The organism is Archangium violaceum, assembly GCF_016887565.1.
GTDB classification, from domain to species: domain Bacteria; phylum Myxococcota; class Myxococcia; order Myxococcales; family Myxococcaceae; genus Archangium; species Archangium violaceum_B.
In genome coordinates, this window is record NZ_CP069396.1 from 3,572,219 (window position 1) to 3,591,191 (window position 18,973).

The 18,973-nt window shown below is 69.5% G+C and carries 18 protein-coding genes and 1 riboswitch; of the genes, 5 read left to right on the forward strand and 13 right to left on the reverse strand.

From position 1 onward, the window contains the following. Window position 1 precedes the first annotated feature (1 nt). From JRI60_RS14860 to JRI60_RS14890, 7 genes are all read right to left on the reverse strand, one after another. Entirely contained in the window at window positions 2–376 is a 375-nt protein-coding gene (locus JRI60_RS14860; RefSeq protein ID WP_204226513.1) for a DUF3209 family protein, read from the reverse strand. Window positions 377–385: 9 nt separating this feature from the next. Continuing rightward, on the reverse strand, window positions 386–1,594 hold the full coding sequence (locus JRI60_RS14865; RefSeq protein ID WP_204226514.1) for a CbiX/SirB N-terminal domain-containing protein: 1,209 nt from the start codon (window positions 1,592–1,594) through the stop codon (window positions 386–388). Next, complete coding sequence (locus JRI60_RS14870) at window positions 1,591–2,448, reverse strand: energy-coupling factor ABC transporter ATP-binding protein (protein ID WP_204226515.1); 858 nt, start codon at window positions 2,446–2,448, stop codon at window positions 1,591–1,593. The genes JRI60_RS14865 and JRI60_RS14870 overlap by 4 nt, the downstream gene beginning before the upstream one ends. Then, entirely contained in the window at window positions 2,445–3,080 is a 636-nt protein-coding gene (locus tag JRI60_RS14875; protein ID WP_204226516.1) for a CbiQ family ECF transporter T component, read from the reverse strand. Before JRI60_RS14875 ends, JRI60_RS14870 begins: the two co-directional genes overlap by 4 nt. Continuing rightward, window positions 3,077–3,295 carry a hypothetical protein gene (locus tag JRI60_RS14880; RefSeq protein ID WP_204226517.1) on the reverse strand — a complete coding sequence of 73 codons (219 nt, stop codon included), beginning with the start codon at window positions 3,293–3,295 and terminating at the stop codon, window positions 3,077–3,079. Before JRI60_RS14880 ends, JRI60_RS14875 begins: the two co-directional genes overlap by 4 nt. Continuing rightward, entirely contained in the window at window positions 3,292–4,107 is an 816-nt protein-coding gene (locus JRI60_RS14885; RefSeq protein ID WP_239470531.1) for an energy-coupling factor ABC transporter permease, read from the reverse strand. Before JRI60_RS14885 ends, JRI60_RS14880 begins: the two co-directional genes overlap by 4 nt. Before the next feature lie 29 nt (window positions 4,108–4,136). Next, window positions 4,137–4,344, reverse strand: a riboswitch (cobalamin riboswitch). Window positions 4,345–4,400: 56 nt separating this feature from the next. Beyond that, window positions 4,401–6,254, reverse strand: a complete 1,854-nt coding sequence (locus tag JRI60_RS14890; protein WP_204226518.1) for a chondroitinase-B domain-containing protein — start codon at window positions 6,252–6,254, stop codon at window positions 4,401–4,403. Window positions 6,255–6,457: 203 nt separating this feature from the next. On the opposite strand from JRI60_RS14890, the gene JRI60_RS14895 reads away from it, so the two are divergent. The 3 genes from JRI60_RS14895 (at window position 6,458) to JRI60_RS14905 (ending at window position 8,617) form a co-directional block, all read left to right on the forward strand. Continuing rightward, window positions 6,458–6,793: a hypothetical protein gene (locus tag JRI60_RS14895; RefSeq protein WP_204226519.1), complete on the forward strand. Its 336-nt coding sequence runs from the start codon at window positions 6,458–6,460 to the stop codon at window positions 6,791–6,793. 119 nt (window positions 6,794–6,912) lie between these two features. Next, window positions 6,913–7,524 carry a DUF2267 domain-containing protein gene (locus JRI60_RS14900; protein WP_204226520.1) on the forward strand — a complete coding sequence of 204 codons (612 nt, stop codon included), beginning with the start codon at window positions 6,913–6,915 and terminating at the stop codon, window positions 7,522–7,524. A 301-nt stretch (window positions 7,525–7,825) separates the two neighbouring features. Next, window positions 7,826–8,617 (forward strand): SDR family NAD(P)-dependent oxidoreductase, encoded by a 792-nt coding sequence (locus JRI60_RS14905; RefSeq protein ID WP_204226521.1) that lies wholly within the window; start codon window positions 7,826–7,828, stop codon window positions 8,615–8,617. Window positions 8,618–8,643: 26 nt separating this feature from the next. Here the strand turns inward: JRI60_RS14905 and mltG are convergent, their stop codons facing one another. Then, a complete protein-coding gene (gene mltG, locus JRI60_RS14910; protein WP_204226522.1) occupies window positions 8,644–9,660 on the reverse strand; it encodes an endolytic transglycosylase MltG in 1,017 nt (338 codons plus the stop codon). Window positions 9,661–9,906: 246 nt separating this feature from the next. Here mltG and JRI60_RS14915 point away from each other — a divergent pair, with 246 nt between their 5' ends. Then, entirely contained in the window at window positions 9,907–11,175 is a 1,269-nt protein-coding gene (locus tag JRI60_RS14915) for a type IV pilus twitching motility protein PilT (RefSeq protein WP_204226523.1), read from the forward strand. A gap of 24 nt (window positions 11,176–11,199) precedes the next feature. On the opposite strand, the gene JRI60_RS14920 is transcribed toward JRI60_RS14915, so the two are convergent. Continuing rightward, window positions 11,200–12,507 carry a DUF4082 domain-containing protein gene (locus JRI60_RS14920; RefSeq protein WP_204226524.1) on the reverse strand — a complete coding sequence of 436 codons (1,308 nt, stop codon included), beginning with the start codon at window positions 12,505–12,507 and terminating at the stop codon, window positions 11,200–11,202. 94 nt (window positions 12,508–12,601) lie between these two features. Between JRI60_RS14920 and JRI60_RS14925 the strand changes: the two genes are divergently transcribed. Next, the gene (locus JRI60_RS14925; RefSeq protein WP_204226525.1) at window positions 12,602–13,468 is read left to right on the forward strand and encodes a tetratricopeptide repeat protein; all 867 of its coding nucleotides are present in this window, start codon (window positions 12,602–12,604) and stop codon (window positions 13,466–13,468) included. Window positions 13,469–13,668: 200 nt separating this feature from the next. Here JRI60_RS14925 and JRI60_RS14930 read toward each other — a convergent pair whose 3' ends face one another. The 4 genes from JRI60_RS14930 to JRI60_RS14945 all read right to left on the reverse strand — a co-directional run bounded on the left by JRI60_RS14930 (window position 13,669) and on the right by JRI60_RS14945 (window position 18,940). Further along, complete coding sequence (locus JRI60_RS14930) at window positions 13,669–14,757, reverse strand: DUF2891 domain-containing protein (protein ID WP_204226526.1); 1,089 nt, start codon at window positions 14,755–14,757, stop codon at window positions 13,669–13,671. Window positions 14,758–14,801: 44 nt separating this feature from the next. Beyond that, entirely contained in the window at window positions 14,802–16,562 is a 1,761-nt protein-coding gene (locus tag JRI60_RS14935) for a tryptophan dimethylallyltransferase family protein (RefSeq protein ID WP_204226527.1), read from the reverse strand. A gap of 177 nt (window positions 16,563–16,739) precedes the next feature. Next, the gene (locus tag JRI60_RS14940) at window positions 16,740–17,837 is read right to left on the reverse strand and encodes an isopenicillin N synthase family dioxygenase (protein WP_239470532.1); all 1,098 of its coding nucleotides are present in this window, start codon (window positions 17,835–17,837) and stop codon (window positions 16,740–16,742) included. Window positions 17,838–17,935: 98 nt separating this feature from the next. Further along, a complete protein-coding gene (locus JRI60_RS14945; protein ID WP_204226529.1) occupies window positions 17,936–18,940 on the reverse strand; it encodes a hypothetical protein in 1,005 nt (334 codons plus the stop codon). Window positions 18,941–18,973: the final 33 nt, after the last annotated feature.

The following is an 18,973-nucleotide window of genomic DNA, read 5'->3' on the forward strand; positions in this document are numbered from 1 at the left end:
GCTAGTCCCTCGGGTAGATTTCGTGGGTGAAGTCGTGCACCTCCTCGAGGTCGCGCCACAGCTTCTGGAGCGACTCGTTCTGGCGCCGCAGCTCCAGCTCCACCGACTTGGTCAGCACGAGGAGCGAGCGCAGGTAGGGCATCTTCGGGTCATCCGCGCGGGTGGCGGAGACGCGCTCCTGCAGCTCCACCAGCGAGGCCTCGAAGAAGCGCTGCACGCCCGCCAGGTCGCGCGCCTGCATCAGCGAGCGCACCGGCCCCGGCTTCTCCGCCGCGCTCCCCAGCTCGGCCAGCTCGTGCTGCCGCTCAGCCGCATCGTCCACTCCCAGAACGTTCATCAGCGCCAGCCGCAGCGCCGCCAGCTCATGACAGGCCATAGGTCCTCCTCACTGCATGATGTTGTCGACAAGGCGGGACACGAGGCGGTCGCCCACCAGGTGCTCTTCCACGAGCTCCCGGGCGTCCGCCTCCGTCACCCCGCGGTACCAGATGCCATCCGGATAGACGGCCACGGTGGGTCCCTCGCCGCAGCGCCCCATGCAGGCGGTCCGGGTGATGCGCACCGTGCGCCCCGTGCCCGTCTCCTTGAGCTTGCGGCGCAGGGCCTCGATCAGCGCCACGCTGCCGCGATCGGCGCAGTCGGCGTTGCCGCAGACCAGCACGTGCTTCTCCAGCGCGCGGTGGGCGTGCGGGTGGGGCGCGGCCTGGGTGTGTGTCTCGCGGTGGCGGATGCTCCAGAGCAGCGCCTTGAGGCCTCCCACGTTCTTCTGCAGGCCCGCGAGCGGAACGCGGTACTGGCACCCGTCGCACGGCAGCGGCACGCCGCCCGCGAGTGCCTCCTCGATGCGCCGGTCCACGTGCTGGACGAGCGGTGCCATGCCGCCGTCGGCCAGGTGCGGTGCCACCTCGGCGCGCAGCCACGGGTAGCGCTCGGCGAAGAGCGCCACCTGGGCGTGGATCTTCTGCAGCAGCACCCCCGTGAACAGCAGGTAGGGCATCACCAGGATGCGCTCCGGCCGTGCCCGGGCCACCCACTCCAGCGCCTCCTCCAGCGAGGGCTTCGCGATGCCGACGAAGGCCGGCTGTACCTGGGCGAAGCCCCGTCCCTCCGCGTAGAGGCGGGTCAGCTTGTAGAAATCGCCATTCGCGTCCGGGTCCGACGAGCCGCGCCCCAGCATCACCACCACCGTGCGCGCGGCCTCCTGGGGCGAGAGGGGGCCGGTGCGGGCCCCGGTGCGCTCGAAGGCCAGCTGGGCGAGATCCGGATGCACGCCGAAGGCCTTCACCGCGAGGAAACGCACGCCCGGGTGCTTCTCTCGCGCCGTGGCGAGTGCCAGCGGAATGTCGTTCTTCACGTGCTTCGCGGTGAAGAGGAAGAGCGGAACGACGAGCACCTCCTTCACCTCGGAGGCGAGGGCGTCCAGTGCCTCGGGGAGCGCTGGCGCGGTGAGCTCCACGAAGCCCAGGCCCACGCGCCGCTCCGGGTGGGCCTCGCGGTAGGCGTCCACGAAGCGGTGCACCTCGGCGATGGCCTGCGGATCGCGGCTACCGTGTCCGATGAAGAGGATGCCGTGCTCGTTACGAAGGGAGCTCACGGGTGCACTTCCTGGTGGGAGGGGACGAGGAGGGGGAGCAGACGGCTGGCGGCCTCGGCGACCGTGAGGGGCGGGGCTGCTCCCAGTCCGGGAAGGAAGGGGGCGAGATGGGCCCAGAGCTCGGCGACGGCCGGTGCGCGCAGACGTGCCCGCGCCAGCAGCGCCGCGTCCCGGAAGACGTCGGCGGGGGACCCGAAGGCGAGCAGCCGCCCCTCGCCGAGGATGGCCACCCGGTCGGCGAAGAAGGGCACCTCGTCGGTGGCATGGGTGGACACGAGCAGGGCCACTTCGCGCTCGCGGGCCAGGCGCCGCAGCAGGCCCGCCGTCTCGCGCTCACCCACCGGATCCAACCCGGCGGTGGGCTCGTCGAGGAGCAGCACCGCCGGATGCATCGCCAGCACGCCCGCGAGGCAGGCCCGCTTCTTCTCCCCGAAGCTGAGCGCCTCGATGGAGCGGCCCGCCAGGTGTGTCAGTCCAGTGGCCGCGAGCGCCTCGTCCACCCGCGCCCGCACCTCGCCCGGGGCGAGGCCCTGGTGCAGCGGACCGGTGGCCACGTCCTCCCCGACCGTCGCGCCGAACAGCTGGTCATCCGGATTCTGGAAGGCGAGCGCCAGCCCCGCTTCGGCCCGCGCCACCGCCCCGCGCGGTGCCGCCTGGCCGAGCAACCGCACCCCTCCGGAGAGCGCCGGCACCAGTCCCGCGATGCTTCGCAGCAGCGTCGTCTTGCCACACCCATTGGCGCCGAGCAGCGCCACCACCTCTCCCGGCCGCACCTCGAACGAGAGGGCGGAGAGGATGGCGGGGCCGCCGGGGTTTCCCACCGAGAGCGCCTCGAGCGTGAGCGCCGCCTTCATGGATGCTCTCCAGGAGGGGGGACGATGGCGCCCCGGCAGCCACGGGCGGCCATGGCCTCGGCGGTGGCATGGGCCTGGTCGAAGGCGCGCACCAGGGTGAGTCCGCCGAGCGCCCCGAGTGAGTGCAGACTCCGGCGCACGTCCCGGTAGCCGAGGCGGAGCACCTGGGCCTCTCGCGCGCTCTGGGCCGAACGCTCGAGGACGGTGGCGTAGCGCACGGCGAGCGCGAGCACATCGGCGAGCGGGGCCGGCACCCGCCACGCGCGCAGTGCGCCCACCAGGGCCCAGGGCGGGGTGAGCGCGGTGAGGAGCCCGAACACGGTGGCACCCGCGGCCACCCGTGTTCCCAGGACCAGGGCGGGTGCCCAGGCCCCGGTTGCCTCGGGTCGCAGCAGCCAGTGCAGGACCCAGACCGCCAGACCACTGAAGACGGCCACCCCGAGGCGGCGCACCAACACCCTGACCGGCTCGCCCACCGCGAGGGACGCGATGAGGGCCAACGCAGCGACCCCCGAGGCGGTGTGAGGCGCGGGCCCGGCGAGCGTCACCAGCAGGGCGAGCAGAGCGCTCGCCAGCTTGAGGCGCGCATCGAGCCCGACCACCCACTCGCGCAAGGGGGAGGTGCGGCTCACGTCTGTCCTCCCGTCTCGACGAACAGCGCGCGGTAGAGATAGCCGAGGAAGAAGCCCCCCACGAGTCCGGCGCAGAGGAAGGCGAAGAGGAGCACATCCCCTTCCAGTGGGATGAGGGGCGGCTGGGGAGTGCGTCCCGCGGCCTCGGCGAACGGGAGCACGACGTGCTCGTCGACGCCCGGCCAGCTCTCGGTGGAGGCGAGAAGTGGCGTCATGGCGTGGCGGGGGCGGGGAGGGCGTGGAAGTGCAGGAGCGCGGGCCGGCGGCGGGAGATGAAGACGATGGCGCCGGCGGTGAGGGCCCCCTCGAGGATGCCCAGGGGAAGCTGGGTGGGGAGGAAGGCCAGCAGCAGTGTTCCCAGCGTGCTGCCCAGTGGCTGGGACCCGTGCAGCGCCGAGGCCAGCTCGAAGGACGTCATGGCGTAGGTGGCCCAGTCGGACAGCATGCCGGCGGCGAAGGCCGCCACGCCGAGGGGGGCTCGCACCGCGCGCAGCCCGTGGAAGACGCCGTAGCCGACGAAGCCGCCCACCACGCCCATGGACCAGATGTCGGCGCCCAGGGTGGTGAGCCCGCCATGGGCGAGGAAGAGCGCCTGCAGCAGCAGCGCGACGAACGTCACCAGCACCGTCATCACCGGGCCGATGAGCACGGCCGCGAGCCCCGTGCCGCACGGGTGCGAGCAGGTGCCAGTGATGGGGACGGGCACCGGCATGCAGGAGATGACGAAGACGGCGGCGGCGAGCATCGCCACGAAGGGCGAGTAGAGCGGGCTCTGGGCCACGCGCTGCCGCAGCCGCATGACACCGAGCGCGAGCAGGGGCAGGACGGAGACGGTCCACCCCGCGGCCCAGCCGAACGGAAGGAGACCTTCCGCCAGGTGCATGGCGTGCGCCGGATGGGGGAGCAGCAGGAGGAGCGCCGCGAGCGGCCACGTCTCCTGACGGAGGGAGACGGACGCTGTCTGTACGAGGGCCTGGACGCGATGCCGCAGGGCGGCACCACACCCACGCCCGGAGATACCCGGCATGGAAACCTCGCTCTCAGTCCACGGAGAGGTGGGGTTGCAAGGCCTGGGTAGGTCTCCTGGCTCGTGGATTCAGAACGCCTGACGGCGTTCAGCGCCGCCTCCACCTTCCCCGACGCGAAGGCGTCGAGTGGTTACGTCGGAGGCAGCTCCCCACTTACAGTGGCGGGACCGCGCCGGATTCACACCGGCTTCCCTGTTATGCCCGTGCTGGCGGGCACCCATGGCTGGAATTCAGTTGTCGCGCGCCAAGTACCGGAGGTGATGGGACGCTGTCAACGGAATGCGCACATTCCTCACGGTGCGTTCGGGCCAACGTCCGCCAAAGACAGCGGCGCGTTGGCGATGGCGGCGGTGGAGTACTCATCCGCGCCGACATCGTTGGTGGAGCGGATCTGCCCATCCACGTCTTCCGCGACATAGGCGTACGTGCCCACGGCCGTGTTGATGGCGGGGCTCGTGGAGGACAGCTTCTGCAGGCCGTTGCTCGTGGTCAGTGACGGATTCACGTTGCGGAGCTCACTGCTCGTCCGCGACCTGTTGTTCAGGGTGGCGCCGTACCCGATGTTGCCCTGGAAGAGCGTGTTGCTCGTCTTGGTCTCGTTGTAGAGCGTGCCCGTCGTGTTCCGGATGAGATTGTTGGCGACCTTCGAGTCCACCGGCGCGTACGTGTATTTCTTCCCGATGACGAGCCCCGTGGTGCTGTTGACGACCGTGTTGTTCACGACCTCGGCCCGGTAGACCTTCCAGTGCTTGCTCAGATCCGTGCTGGTGTAGCTGCTGGAGTTCGGCCCACCGTCGAAGTCGCCCCCGTCGATGAGGAGCGCATCGTCGGTCAGCTTCTCCAGGTAGTTGTTGTAGACCTTGTGGTCGGTTCCGTAGATGCGGATGCCTCCCACGCCGGTCTTGGTACCGTCACCCAGGATGAAGTTGCCGTAGATGCTGTTGTAGTTGCCGTGGCGCGCGGTGAGCTGTCCCTGCGAGTTGAGGACCGTGTTGTAACGGATCGTGTTGTGGCCGCTCTTGATCGAGATGAACTCCGGGTCCCCGTCGCAGCGCTCGAACAGGTTGTACTGCACGGTGGCGTAGGCATCGAGCATCGACACGGCGGACAGGCCCATGCGGAGGGTCTCCAGCCCGTTGGCGAGGCGCGGTCCGATGTCGTGGAAATAGTTGTACTCAATCACATCATACTGGGTCATCTGGGTGGAATAGTTGCCATCCATGGCGATGACCGGACCCGGGTCGCTCTTTCCTCCGAAGTCGTTGTGGTCGATCCGGTTGTGATGGCTTCCGCTCCCCTTGAGCATCAACCACTTCACCTCGGTACCGTTCTCGGTCAGGTCGAAGGTGTTCCGGGTGACCCGGACGTTGTTGGAGCCGTCGAGCACGATGGCGCTCGCGCCGGTGTTGGTGAACTTCAGGCCCTCGATGACGACGTAGGAGGAGCCGGACACGCTGATGGAGGCGTCGCCGGAGATGATGGCCTGGCCCCGGTTCGCGGCCTTGAGTGTGATGGGATTGGAGGCGGTCCCATTCTTGTTCTGGATGCTGAAGGCACCGCTCTTCGTGTAGGTGCCGTTCGCCAGGACGATGGTCGTGCCCGCGGTCGCGTTGGCGAGGGCCGTGATGAGCTGGGCGGCGGTGGCAACGTTCACGACGTTGCCCGGCGCCTCCGCGGCGCTGCCGTGGATCTCCACTTCGAGGTAGCTGTTCCAGGCATTGGAGGTATTGCCATACCCCACGAGCCTCACGTAGCGCGCGGACGCCACATCCGTGAAGTCGAAGGTCTGAAGGCTACCCGTCAGGCTGCTCGTCACGTTCGAGCGCACCGTGGAGAACGTGGTGCCATCCGTGGAGGTCTGGATGTCGAAGGTGAACGTCCGGGATGCGCCGTTCAGGAAGGCGATCTTCACATAGGCCACCTTCTTGTTGGCGCCCAGGTCGAACCGGATCCACTGCCCATCACCCTCCGCCGACCAGCGGGTGGTCAAATCCCCGTCGACGGTATAGGCCGGGAGGTTGCCGTCATCCGAGCTCGCGGTGACGGAGGTTCCCGGGATGGAGAACTTCTCATCCGCCGCGAATCCCAGGGAAGGAGCCAGTGTCAGGAGCAGGCTCGAGCCAATCACAAGCTTCCGATGTGCCATTCGCATTCCTCTCACCCTCTTCGGGGTTCCGTGCTTGCTGGTGATGAACCACTGTGCTTCACCGTGTCGGGCGGCTATCCCTTATTCTCATGATTTCCATGGTTGCGGCAGGAATTTAATCTTCCTGGGAGTATGAGCGGTTTGCACTCCGGCTCTGGGTTGATGCATCATTCAGGTTCCCCCCCCCTTGTAAGGAGTTCCGCATGAACCTGGAGAGGCTGAAGCTCGTTTCGGGACTGGTGCTGGCGCTGACCGTCGCGGTGGCGGTGCCGCTGGCCACGAATGCTCAGGTGGAGCAGTCCCCCGTGGCGCCGGCCGTATCGCAGCCGAGCTCCGACCACAGTGCCTGCAAGGCCGACAAGGAGAAGCTCCTCATGTCGCGGGCGAAGAACGGCATCGCCGCCGATGCTCCCGTGCCGCTCTTCTCCGAGGAGCCGGTGGGCCTGTTGGGTTACTGCTCCTACGACTGTTCCTCGTGCTCCAGCTCCAGGGAGTGTGCCGCTCGCGGTGCGGGGTCCTGCTACTCCATCTGTCCGTAGCCGGTCCGGTGCACGGGGGCTGCCGAGCCGAAGCAAGGGCTCGGCGGCCCGTGTGGCACTGGCCCTCGTCCCCTCCACGTCTCCATCTTCCTGGGGAGATGCTCGCGAGGAGGACGCTCATGACGCACGACGAACTCTTGTCCCATGTTGCCGAACACGCCGGGCTCCCTGGCCTGGAAGCGGCGGAGCGGACCGTTCGCGCGGTACTCGAGGTCATCGGTGAGCGCCTGGCCTGGCCCGTCGTCCAGTCCCTGGCGGAGGATCTCCCGGAGCCGCTAGCCGCGGGCTTGCGCGGCGTAACCCCCCATCAGGTCTTCAACCTCGCGGAACTCCATGCGCGCGTCGCGAGCCGGCTCGAGGTGCGACTCGGACTCGCCATGGAGTACACCGGCGTCGTCTGTCAGTTCCTCGCGGAGACCCTGTCTCCCGGGACGCTGCACCAGCTCCGTGAGGCACTGCCCGAGCCGATGAGCGCCCTCTTCACTCCTCGTGAGCCTGGCGAGCCCTTCGAGTACGTCCACCTCGACCCTGGCCGCCGCACACTCGCCGAGGGCCGGCCGGGGAGCCAGCACCCCGTGTCCGAGTTCCATGCCGACACGGCGCACACGCACTCCGTGGCTCGGGAGGACAACCCGCACGAGGACACGAAGCTCTCCAGTTCCAGCGGGCTCACCCAGGAGCGGGAGCAGGAGACGCTCGCGGCCGGACACCCGGGCCCGAATCATTCCTGACAACCCCCGCGAGCCCCGGGTGCCTCTCCCAAAGCACCCAGGGCCCGCGGGCCCGTCGACGACCGTTACACTCCGCTCTCGCGGAGGGGCCATCGAGCCACGAGCACCGATGCCCGCCAGAGACCGGGCCCGTGGTGCGCCTGCCAACCGACGGTCCCCTTCCATGTAACTGATGGGTCTGACATGCCCGCGTGGCCCTCTCCCGTCGGGGGCACGCCAACGGGCTGTCACCGTCCCATGTATCGTTCGAGCCAGGCCGCGGCCGCGGCGGCTCCTACACACACCATACGAGGGCAGAGACATGGGCATGCTGAAGGACAAGGTGGTTCTGGTGACGGGGGCGAGCTCGGGCATTGGCTGGGCCACGGCCATCGCGCTCGCGGCGGAGGGCGCCCGGGTCGTCGCGAGCGCGCGGCGCGAGGCCAGGGGCCGTGAGCTCGTCGCGCTCATCCAGGAGCGCGGCGGAGAGGCCACCTGGGTCTGCGCCGACATGCAGGTCGAGCGGGACATCGAGGCGCTCGTCCAGGCGGCCGTCTCGAAGTACGGCCGCATCGACGCCGCCTTCAACAACGCCGGGAGCGGCATGATGAAGCCGCTCGCCGAGATGACCAACGAGGACTACGAGCTCCTCATGAACATCAACCTGCGCGGCACGTTCTGGTGCGTGAAGCATCAGATCAACGCGATGCTCGCGACGGGGGGCGGGTCCATCGTCAACTGCGCCTCCGTGGGGGCGGCGCGGGCCCTGCCGGGGCTCTCCGTCTACAGCGCCACCAAGGCGGGCATCGCCGCGCTCTCGCGTGGCGCGGCGATCGACTACGCGCAGAAGGGCATCCGGGTGAACTCGGTGAGCCCCGGGGTCATCGAGTCGGAGATGGCCACCGACGGCTGGCGCCTGAATGAGCCTCAGGGCCGCGCCTTCGCCGCCTCGCTCCACCCGATGAACCGCGTGGGGACTCCCGACGAGGTGGCCTCGCTCGTCGTCTTCCTGTGCGGCGACAAGTCCTCGTTCATCACCGGCGAGGACTTCGCGGTCGACGGCGGCCTGTGCGCGTCGGGAATGTCAGCCGGCATGCTGTCGCGTGCGAGCTGACACCCCGGCACGTCTCTGGCTGGCGTTCAGTACACGTTGTACTTGCGGCGAAGCGCCTCGTGCTCCTCGGCGTTGCGCGAGGGGTGCAGGCGCCGCTCGGCGTCGTGGAGGTAGTACCAGAACTCGCTCGGCTTGGGCGCGAGCGCGGCCTGGAGCGACTCCACCGAGGGGGCGCCGATGGGACCCGGCGGCAGCCCCTTGCGGTGGCGCGAGTTCCACGGGTCCGAGGTGTCGCGCAGGCGCTGGAGGAACGCCAGGCGGTCGTTCCACTCGGCCAGCTCGTAGCGGGAGGTCGCGTCCACCCCCAGGGGGAAGCCCTTGTCCACGCGCTTCCAGAGGATGCCCGCCACCAGCGGACGCTGGGCCGGCACGGGCTCCTCGCGCTCCAGCATCGAGGCCATCACCACCACCTCGTGGAGGCTGCGCCCGCTGCGCTCGATGGCCGCCTTCTGGGGGGCGTAGAAGCGCTCGGTGAAGGTGTCCAGCTGGCGCTGGATGAGCTCCTCCACCTTGAAGGCGCCGGGCACCACCCGGTAGGTCTCCGGGTAGAGGTAGCCCTCGAGCGTGGCCCGGGGCAGGGTGAAGGGCGCGGTGAAACGCGCGGGCTGGCTGGCGGCGGCGATGTAGGCGCCGGGCTTGATGAGGCCCGCCGTGACCAGGGCCGCGTCGGTGTCGCGCAGACGCCAGCCCTCGACGATGACGAAGGGGACGTCATCGGGGATGGGGTTGCCCTCGAGCGCGGTGGCGATCTCCGCCATCGTCATCGACGGGCTCACCGCGTGACGACCCGCCTTGGGGGCGAACGAGCCGCGGCGGAAGAGGTGCCAGCGCCAGAGCCGGGCATCGCGAATCAGGCCCTGTGACGCGAGCTGGGGGCCCAGGCCGCGTCCGGTGACTCCCTTGGACACGGTGAACTCCACGGTGGGGGCGCCCGGCGGAGCCGCGGCCTGCTTCACCTGGCTCTCCGCCCAGAAGAAGGTGCCGGCGACCCCGCCCGCGGCGAGGACGACGAGGACCAGGAGGACGAGAAGAATGCGCTTCATCACCTACGCAGGTTAGCACCCGCGCGCGTCCGCGAGGCCCAAAGTGCAAGGCTCTCTTCTCTTCCTGGACAGCAGGCGGGCTGAAGAGGGCACGGGTCAACGCCTCGCCTGGCCGCCGGGGACAAAGTGTCGCCGGGCCCGCGTACAACCGGACATTCCGGCGGGCCCCCGCGCTCTCCGCCCTGGACAGGTTCTCGGGACAGGCGCGGCATGGCGGTTGCTCGGATGCACGGCAGGAGGGACATCGTGGGATTGGAATCCTTCATCCGGCTCGCCCGGGAACAGGGGGCGAGCGACATCCACCTCGAGGGGGAGATGCCCCTGGCGCTCCGGGTGCGAGGTGCGCTGCGGCTCGTCGGCGAGCCGGTGTCGTCCTCCGTGCTCACCGCCATGGCCCGCGACATCATCGGTGACGCCGGCTGGCCCGACTTCATCGAGCGCTGCTCGTATGACGTCTCGCGCACGGTGATGGGGCAGCGCTGCCGCATCAACATCCTGCGCAGCGCGCGCGGCGTGGGCTTCGCCATCCGCTTGCTGGCTTCCGCCCAGGCCACGCTGAGGAAGCTCAACCTCCACCCCGACCTGCGCCGCTTCGTCGAGCCGGCCCATGGCCTGCTCCTGGTGAGTGGACCCACCGGCTCGGGCAAGACGTCCACGCTCGCGGCGCTGCTGCAGGAGATCAACCTGAGCGAGGCCCGCCACATCATCACGGTGGAGAGCCCCATCGAGTACGCGCTGGTGCCGCGCCTGTCCTTCATCCGCCAGCGCGAGGTGGGCAGGGACACGCCCTCCTTCGAGCAGGCGCTCATCGACGCGCTCCGGGAGGATCCGGATGTCCTCATGGTGGGGGAGATGCGCGAGCCGGAGGTGATGCGCCTGACGCTGAGCGCGGCGGAGACGGGGCACCTCGTGCTCGCGACCGTGCACTCGGCGAGCGCCGCCGAGGCCCTCCAGCGCGTGGTGTTGGCCTTCCCTCCGGAGGTGCAGGGCGCGGTGTGCGCCCAGCTCGCGGATTGCCTCGTCGGAGTGGTGTGTCAGCGGCTGCGCTACCGGCCGGACCTCGGCATCCGCGTGCCCGAGTGCGAGGTGCTCCCGGGCAGCACCCCGGTGAAGAGCCTCGTGCGCCAGGGGCACTTCTTCAAGCTCCCCTCCGCCATCGAGACGGGCGCAGCGGACGGCTCCTGGACGTTCACCCGCTACGCGGAGTGGCTGGAGCGGAAGACGGACTGGCACCAGCCCTCCACCGCCGAGGAAGCCCCGGCCGAGCCGCATTCCGAGCCGGCTCCGCGGCTTCGCGCTCCGCCGCCGGCCCGGCCCACCGAGCCCCTCTCCCGCCCGCCGCCTCCGCCCAGGCCGAAGCGCGTCGCGCGGGAGGACGCGCGGCCCGCGCCTTCCTCCTCCGAGGAGGGTGTCTTCGTCCTCGACGAGGAGGCGCAGGACGATCTGTCGGCGCTCGTCCGCGAGCTGGAGCGGGGTGGCTCCGGCTCCCGAGGTGGTTCCGGCTCCAAGGAGTAGTCGCTCCTCCTTCTCCCCGAGCATTCAAGGGGAGGGGACGAAGCGCACGTCCATCCAGTAGTTGGCGTCCTTGTAGGAGGACGAGGGGAAGCCGCCGCCCGTCCGATAGACATAGACACCATTGCCTCCCACGCTCGCGCTGCCCGGCGCCGTCAGGTTGCCGCTGACGACGGCGCTCGCGAGCCCGGACACATCGCGCGCGAACTGCCCGTTCGACGAGTAGTAGGACGCCACGTAGGTGGTGCCGGCGGTGAGGGGGACGGGCGTGGGGAGCGCCACCTCCTGCCAGCCGGGAATGCGGCCATCCTTCACGGGCACCTCGGCCAGGAGCGCTCCACCGCTGCTCCACAGGCGGGCCACGTAGCCGCTGGCGTTGGCCTTTCCCCGGTAGAAGCGGAGCGCGGTGACGGTGCCGGCGACATTGGCGCGGAACCTCACGCCGATCTCCACGGCCCGGGTGTCCGGCTCCACGGCGGCGCCCGGGACGCGGTCGCCGAAGAGGGTCTGGCTCCAGGGGAGGATGAGGGTGGCCACCACCGGGCGGTGATCCGACTGCGAGCTGGCGCCGACGACGCTCGCCGAGACGGGCGACGTCCACGCGGAGCCGAGCATCACGTAGTCGATGCGCCGCGTCGGAAAGCTCGCGTCGTGGGTGTAGCCGTTGCCCGAGCCGCCACGGGTCCAGGCATCGGTGAGCTGCTGCTGCAGGCTGGTGATGCCAGACTCGGAGGGCGAGGCATTGAGATCTCCCCCGAGCAGCGCCCAGGGCTTGCCGGCGAGGGCGGCCTTGACGTCCTCGGCCTGGTTCAACCGCTCGGTGGCGCCGGTGGTGCCGAAGTGGGTGATGGCCACGGGGATGACGTGCGCGGCGTCCAGCTCCACCTCCATCACCGCCAGGATGCGCTGCTCCGCGGCGGAGCGGAGCGGGATGCGCTGCGAGGTGCGGATGGGGTAGCGGGACAGCAGCGTCAGCCCGTACTGGCCCCCGTCATAGCTGAGCAGCGAGGGCTGGAACGAGGCGTACATCCCCGTCAGCGCGGCGAGCCTCGCGGGCTGGTCCACCTTGCCCGAGCGGTTGGTGAGGACGTCGACCTCCTGGAGCACCACGAGGTCCGGCGCCTGGGCGTTGATGACGCTGGCGATGCTCTCCAGGCTGCTCTGCTCGCCGTGTTTGATGTTGTAGGTCATGAACCGCAGACCCCCACCGGGAGTGAGGGCCTGGGTGCTCTCACCGGAGAGGGTGCGTGCATCAGGAGAGGACTCGGGTGGTGCGCAGCGGACGAGCGCGGCGGCCAACGCGAGGGCGAGGACGAAGAGGGTGGGGCGGCGCATGAGGGGCTCCTGGGGAAGGGCCGGAGGTTACCCCCGCCGGAGTGGTATACCCACCCTCCATGACGGGCCATGAGCCCGGGGAGGTTTCTTCCACATGTTTCGCATCGGAATCACCCTGGCCATCCTCCTGATGGGAACACGCGGTGCCGCGCAGCAGCATGAGCATGAGCAGCACCCGCAGGCGCCTTCCAAGTCGGAGGCATTCTTCGGCAAGGAGGAGCTGTCGCGCCAGGTGGGCATCCACGAGAAGGGTTGCAAGAAGGGCGATGCCCAGGAGTGCTTCAACCTGGCCCTGGCCTACGCGCAGGGGCTCGCGGTGCCCAAGGATGATGCGCGCGCGGCCACCCTCTACAAGAAGGCGTGTGACAAGGGGTTCCTGGCCGCGTGCAACAACCTCGGCATCGCCTACGCGGAAGGTGTGGGGGTGAAGAAGGATCCGAAGCAGGCGCTGACCTTCTTCGAGAAGACGTGCAAGGCGGAGGATGGGAAGGGGTGCTTCAACGTCGGCCTGGCCCACGCGTCGGGCCTGGGTGTCCCGAAGGAGCCGGAGCGCGCCGCCACCTTCTTCGACAAGGCCTGCGGTCAGGGTCATGCGGAGGGCTGCTTCAGCCTCGGTGTCGCCCACGCGCAGGGCAATGGCGTGAAGAAGGACCCGGAGCGCGCCGCGGCGCTCTTCACGAAGGCGTGCGACGCGGGGCACATGACCGCCTGCAACACCCTCGGCGTGTCCTATCTGGCTGGCAACGGCGTGAAGCAGGACAAGAAGCAGGCCTTCGCCCTCTTCACGAAGGCGTGCGACGCGGAGCTGCCGGGAGGCTGTTTCAACCTCGGCCTCTCCTACCGGTATGGCAATGGGGTGGCGAAGGATCCGGCGCGCACCAAGGCGCTCCTCGAGAAGGCCTGCCAGCTCCAATTCCCTCCCGCCTGCGAGGCGCTCGGGGCCTCCTCCCGAGTACCGTAGTGGAGTGTCCACGAAGTCATTGGACCGTGTCCGAGGGCCCGTGGATGTCCCCTCTCCCTCTGGGAGAGGGCTAGGGTGAGGGTCTTCCGGCAACAGTGTGCCGCGATATGAGGTCGGGACGCGGATCACGCGGGTGAAGACCCTCACCCCCCGCCCTCTCCCAGAGGGAGAGGGAGCATGCGCAACACAAGAGCCGGGGCTCACGGCCCGCGGGGCAGGCCCCTGCCGGTGACGAGGTACACGGCGAAGCTGCCCAGCCAGTGTCCGCCCTCGTAGTGCGCGCCCGTCACGGCCTGGAGCCCCGCCTCGCGGTGGAGCTTCGCCGTGGCCCGGAGCGCGCGCAGCCGCTTGTCCTGGGGCGGCAGGCCCGCGGCGATCCCCTCCAGCATCCACGCCCGGCTCAGGTTCAATCCGTCCAGGTGCGCCAGCTTCGGATCCGTCGGATCCGTCACCACCGCCGGCGCGAGCCAGGCCGTCGAGCCGTTGGAGGGAATCTCCGGCAGGAAGTCCCGCAGCCACGTGGCGAAGCGCTCCGGGGGGAGGATGCGCCTCATCAGGTCCGCCTCGGCGATGCACGGCGAGAGGAAGTCCTGGCCGCCGGGCTCGTACGCGAGCGGGCACCGGCGGTCCTTCCCGTAGAACGCCTCCACCCGCGTCTTCAGCAACTGCTCCATGTCGCTGTCCCGGGCCTGCCGCGCCCAGTCCAGGATGAGCCCGAAGGCGAAGGCCGTCTGGTCGTGCTCCCCCACGCGGATGGGCCGCGACAGCTTGGGGAGCCACTCGCGGATCCGCCCGGCCGCGCGCTCCTCCAGGGGCCTGAGCGTGGTGGCCCACTCGCGCGCCTGGGGATCGTCCCACTCCCTCAGCTCCGCCGAGAGCTGGAGCAGCCACGCCAGACCATAGGGGCGCTCGAAGGAGACCCGGCCCGGTCCGCTCAGGTAGCGCGTCTCCGCCTCGATGTTCGCGGGCGTCAGGCTCCTGGCCACCGCCTCGCGGGCACGCGGAGCGAAGGGCGCCTCCGGAAACGTCCGCGCCAGCCGCACCAGCAGCCAGTGCCCGTGGACGGAGGAGTGCCAGTCGTAGCAGCCGTAGAAGGCGGGGGTGAGCTCCCGGGGCGGGCGCGCATCCGCGTCACCACTCAGCACGTGGGCGATCTTGTTCGGGTACTCCCGATGGACGCACGAGAGCGCGAGCTCCGCGAAGCGCGCGGCGGCGTCGGCACCGAACTCCGGGGGCGGGGGCGTGCTGGCGGTGACCATGCCGTAGCTCAGCAGGAGAGAAAGGAGCATGCGGCGAATGTAGCACCGCGCCCGGGGCCGGCCGGCTCCCGCCGCTACCGCACCAGCTTGAGCCCGAGCGTGAGCGGCCACAGCGGCCCGGACTCGCGGGCCCTCAAGGCATACGCCAGGAGATCCTCCGCCATGCCGACGAAGCTGGTGTTGACCTCGTCCACGAGCGACAGGGCCCGCTGCTCCTCCTCCGGCGTCCACGCGTGCGAGGCGATCAGCGCCCGGATTCCCTTCTCCATCAGCTGCTCGTGCGCGTCCTCCAGATCCTGGTGGGGCTGGCCGAAGTAGAAGAGCGGCTTGCCCGTCCGGGCCGTGAACTCCTGGCCCGCCTGCCGGAACCGGCTGAAGCCCACGTCCGAGGCGGCCTCGACGGCCTCCAGGATGACCAGACGCTGGATGGGGTTCGCCTCGCGCACCATGCTCATGAGCTTGTTGATGAGCTGGCGCGTCTTCGCGCAGTGGTCTCCCCAGAGCAGGCTCAGCGAGTCCACCAGGTCCACGCGCCCGTTGATCCCCAGGGTCTCCACGTCCCGCATGAAGAACTCCCAGTGCTGCTCGTCCACGGTGGTGTGCGCGTTGAGGATCCGTTGGATCTCATCCCGCGAGGAGAGATCCCTCAGGCCGAACCTCATCAGGTCCGAGAAGCCCATGGTCATGGGCGCCAGGCAGGGCGCGAAGCCCAGCCGGTGCCGGGGATCGATGCTGCGATCCTCGACGAAGGCGAACAGGGGCAGCCGGGCCAGTTCTTGCTTCTTCGTCTCGATGTACTCCAGGACCCGATTCATGTGCGGCCTCGTCGTCGCGGCTCCGTATGCCTCCGGGGCCAGATAGAAGGTGGTACGCGCCTGGCCCCGCTGGTGTCGCAGGGATGCCCACTGGACGAGGCCCCGCCCCGCTTCGAGCGGGCGGTCCGTGATGGACGCCAACACCTGTTCGAAGAGGCCCCGATCCCGTGGAGCGAGGACGTGGCGGATGGCTCGTACCGACTGCAGATCATCCTCCACATAGGCACGCAGGGGGAAGTGGAGGGTGGAGCTGAAGGGGCGCCCGGCGTCGTCCGAGGTGAAGGCGAAGCAGGTCAACGGGGGCCGGGCCGTGAAGGGCCCCTCTCCCCCGCTCAGCGACCGGCAGAACGTGCGCGGCTCACCCGGCACGTACTCTCCTCCCCGGGACAGCACCCCCTCGAGCTCCTCCACGGTGGCGTCCTGGTGCGCCACGTACAGCTTCACGCGCGCCGCCGGGCCCGCCGACAGGTCCAGCGAGAAGTAGACGAGCCGGTCCTTCGCGCCGCGGCGCATCACCTCCTGGGTGATGAATCGCCAGGAGCCCGTGAAGCCGAGCCGGCCCAGTGCCTCCTGGATCAGCGCGGACTCCTGCCCGTCTCCCCGTGCCCTCGGATTCAGGTACACCTTGAAATCCGGTTTGCCGCCTGCCTTCAGGCCGAACGCGTGCCACAGGGAGAAGCTCGCCTCGGGGTTGCGCGGCTCGAACAGCTCCCTCACTCGCTCGAGCCGCTCCAGGGTGATGTGGGCCGCGCGTTGCAGTCGCTCGCACAGCGCCAGCCCATCCACCCAGCTCGACTGGAGCGTGGTGGGTTGTCCTTGCGCCTCCACCAGGAAGCGCACCTCGGGGGTGCGGCCATCCAGCGCGAGTGACAACTCATAGGGCGAGTGGTCATCGGTGATGTCGGAGGCCCAGGAGGGCTCCGTTCCAATGCGCCGCTGTCCCCAGGGGCTCGTCAGCAGGTCGAAGAACTTCAGGACCGTTCGCGTATCCGCTTCCGCGAAGCCGACGGCGCGACACATCGCCGTGAGCTTCGCCGAACCAAACGCATGGAACGTTTGTGACGCAATGCGCGCTCGCGCCTGCATGGGTCACTCCCTGCGAACGATTTCGGAGACGTAAGGCCCGCAACCGGACGCGGAACTATCCTTACATCAGAAATGGTTTTCGGGGAGTGGGTTCGTGCTCATGCGCCCGGTCTACTTCTCCGAGCCCTCCGCGCGCATGCGGTTGAGCCGATCGTAGTGACGGTAGCCCAGCTGGGAGAGTGCGCTCTGGGGCGCCAGTCCAATGTCCACCAACGTCTTGATGTCGTAGGTGCCCGCGAGCACCGGCGGCGCGTAGTCGCGGACCGCATCAGGCGTACGGAACTTTTCCAATGGGAAGAGTATGTGACTGGTGTGCACGTGCATGAAGTGGGCGGCGGACTGACGAGACCAGGCCGGCACGCCGGGGGCGGTGATGACGTGCGGCGTCGCGAGAAACGTACCGCCTGTGAGGATTTCCAACTGCTGGCCCACCTGCGCGACGATGCAGCCGGCTGGAGCCGTGCCGCGAACCATGTGTCCTTTGGGATCTTCCGGCGTCGCGCGCGTGCGGAGGTAGAGCCCGCTCTTGTCATCGGGCCTCGGGGCCGGGCGCCCGCTCGGATCGAGGAAGCGCCCACCGGGCAGGAGCGTGAGCAGGTTGAAGTCGGTGTGCTCCTCACCCCAGACGATGTCTGTGTTCACCTGGGAGGCATTGAGGGGCAGGTAGTGCAGCGCGCGCGTGACGTGGGGGCCGCGCTGGCACAGGTTGGCGAAGGTCGGCTCCGGCAGCCCGAGCGCCACCGCCGCGCCGCGCAGCAGCTGGAGCCCCGCCTCGTGGAGTGAGCGGCCGAGCGTGAGGAAGCCCTCCTGGAAGTACGGGGGCGCATCGGAGGGCCACACGTTCTCCGGGTAGATCTGGGGGAACTCGAGCGCGGACGTCTCGTCGGCCGGGTAGGGGGCGACGAAGTAGCACTCCTTGAAGTCCGGCTGGCCCTTGCCGGCGACGGCCACCTCGGTGTTCGGAGGCGTCCAGCCGCGCTGGTACCAGATGTCCGCACGGCCATAGGGCCGCTTGGCGGCCTCCGGGCGAGCGACGAAGGCGCTGAACGCGTCATAGAAGCGCTCGAGTGCCTGGGGGTCGATGCCGTGGTTCTTCACGTACACGAGGCCGAAGACGCCGAAGGCCTCGCGGAGCGCCGCCGCGCCGCGCTCGACGCGGGCGGGATCGCCTGAAGAGAGATCGGTGAGGTCGACAGTGGGGATGTTCATCGGGGTCTCAGCCATGGAGTCCCTGGTGTACCTCGCCTGCCCCTCGGGAGGAACATGCTCTCAGTGGAGAGGCCCGCGAGGGGGGCCGGCCCGGGTGCTCACTTCGGCCAGAACGTCACCGCCCGCGCGCCCTCCGAGCTCCAGACGAGCTTCCTGCCCCGGTAGAGGCGCGGATGCCCGCCGGAGTCGGCGAGGGACACCAGCAGGAAGGGCCCTCGGACCTGGATGCTGACCAGGTCGTTCTCGCGGAAGGTGTGGCCGGGGAGGGCGAGCGCCTTGCCCTTCTCCACCTTCCGGAGCAGGCCGGTCGCCAGCAGCTCGTCGCCAAAGGGCGTGCCCCAGAGCGCCAGCGTGTAGCCACCGCGCTCGAGCGAGGTCCACTCGCCATCGGGTTGCTCCGGGGTGAGCTGGTACAGCTGGTCGAGCAGCAGGTCGTCGTCGATCTCCTCGGGGGTGAAGCGCGGATCGAGCGCGCGGTTGGAGCGCTCGCCGAGCTGCTTGCGGAGCGCCAGCACGCCGGTTCCGGAGGACTCGGTGGTCGCCTTGGAGTCGAGCCGTGACCACGCTCCGTCCTGGTAGGCGAAGGCGTGGGCCATCAGTGGAGGGCCCGAGCCGTCCGTGACCTTCTGCATGGAGAGCCCGAGCAGCCGGCCCCCGGCATCGAATCCGAACTCGATGAGCTCGCCCAACGGAGGAAGGGGAATCTCCTCGACGGCGCCCGTCGCCAGCTCCACGAGGAACAAGCGATCCCGGAACGCGGGGGAGGGGAACTTCTCGGGGAAGGTGGGCCTGCCCACCACGGGCGCGCTGACGCCGCCGCGCCAGAACCGCGCCGCGCCGCGCTTGCCGTCCCGGCTCAGCGCGGTTGCTCCGCCCTGACAGTCCACCGCGAGCTTCGCGAGGACCTGGCGAGCCGCCGAGAGGGGCTCGAACCGGGCCCACTCGCAGCCGTCGCCGGAGGGCTCGAGCAACGAGACGGTGGACTCCGTCACGCGGAGGACGGGCGCCTCTGGTTTCGTCTGCTTGGGGGCTCCTTCCTCCGCGTGAGCCGGAGCCAGGGGCACGAGCAGGAGCAAGGCGAGCAGGGGGAGTCCTGGTGACATGGGGTCTCGGGCGTTTCGGATTCGAGCATTACC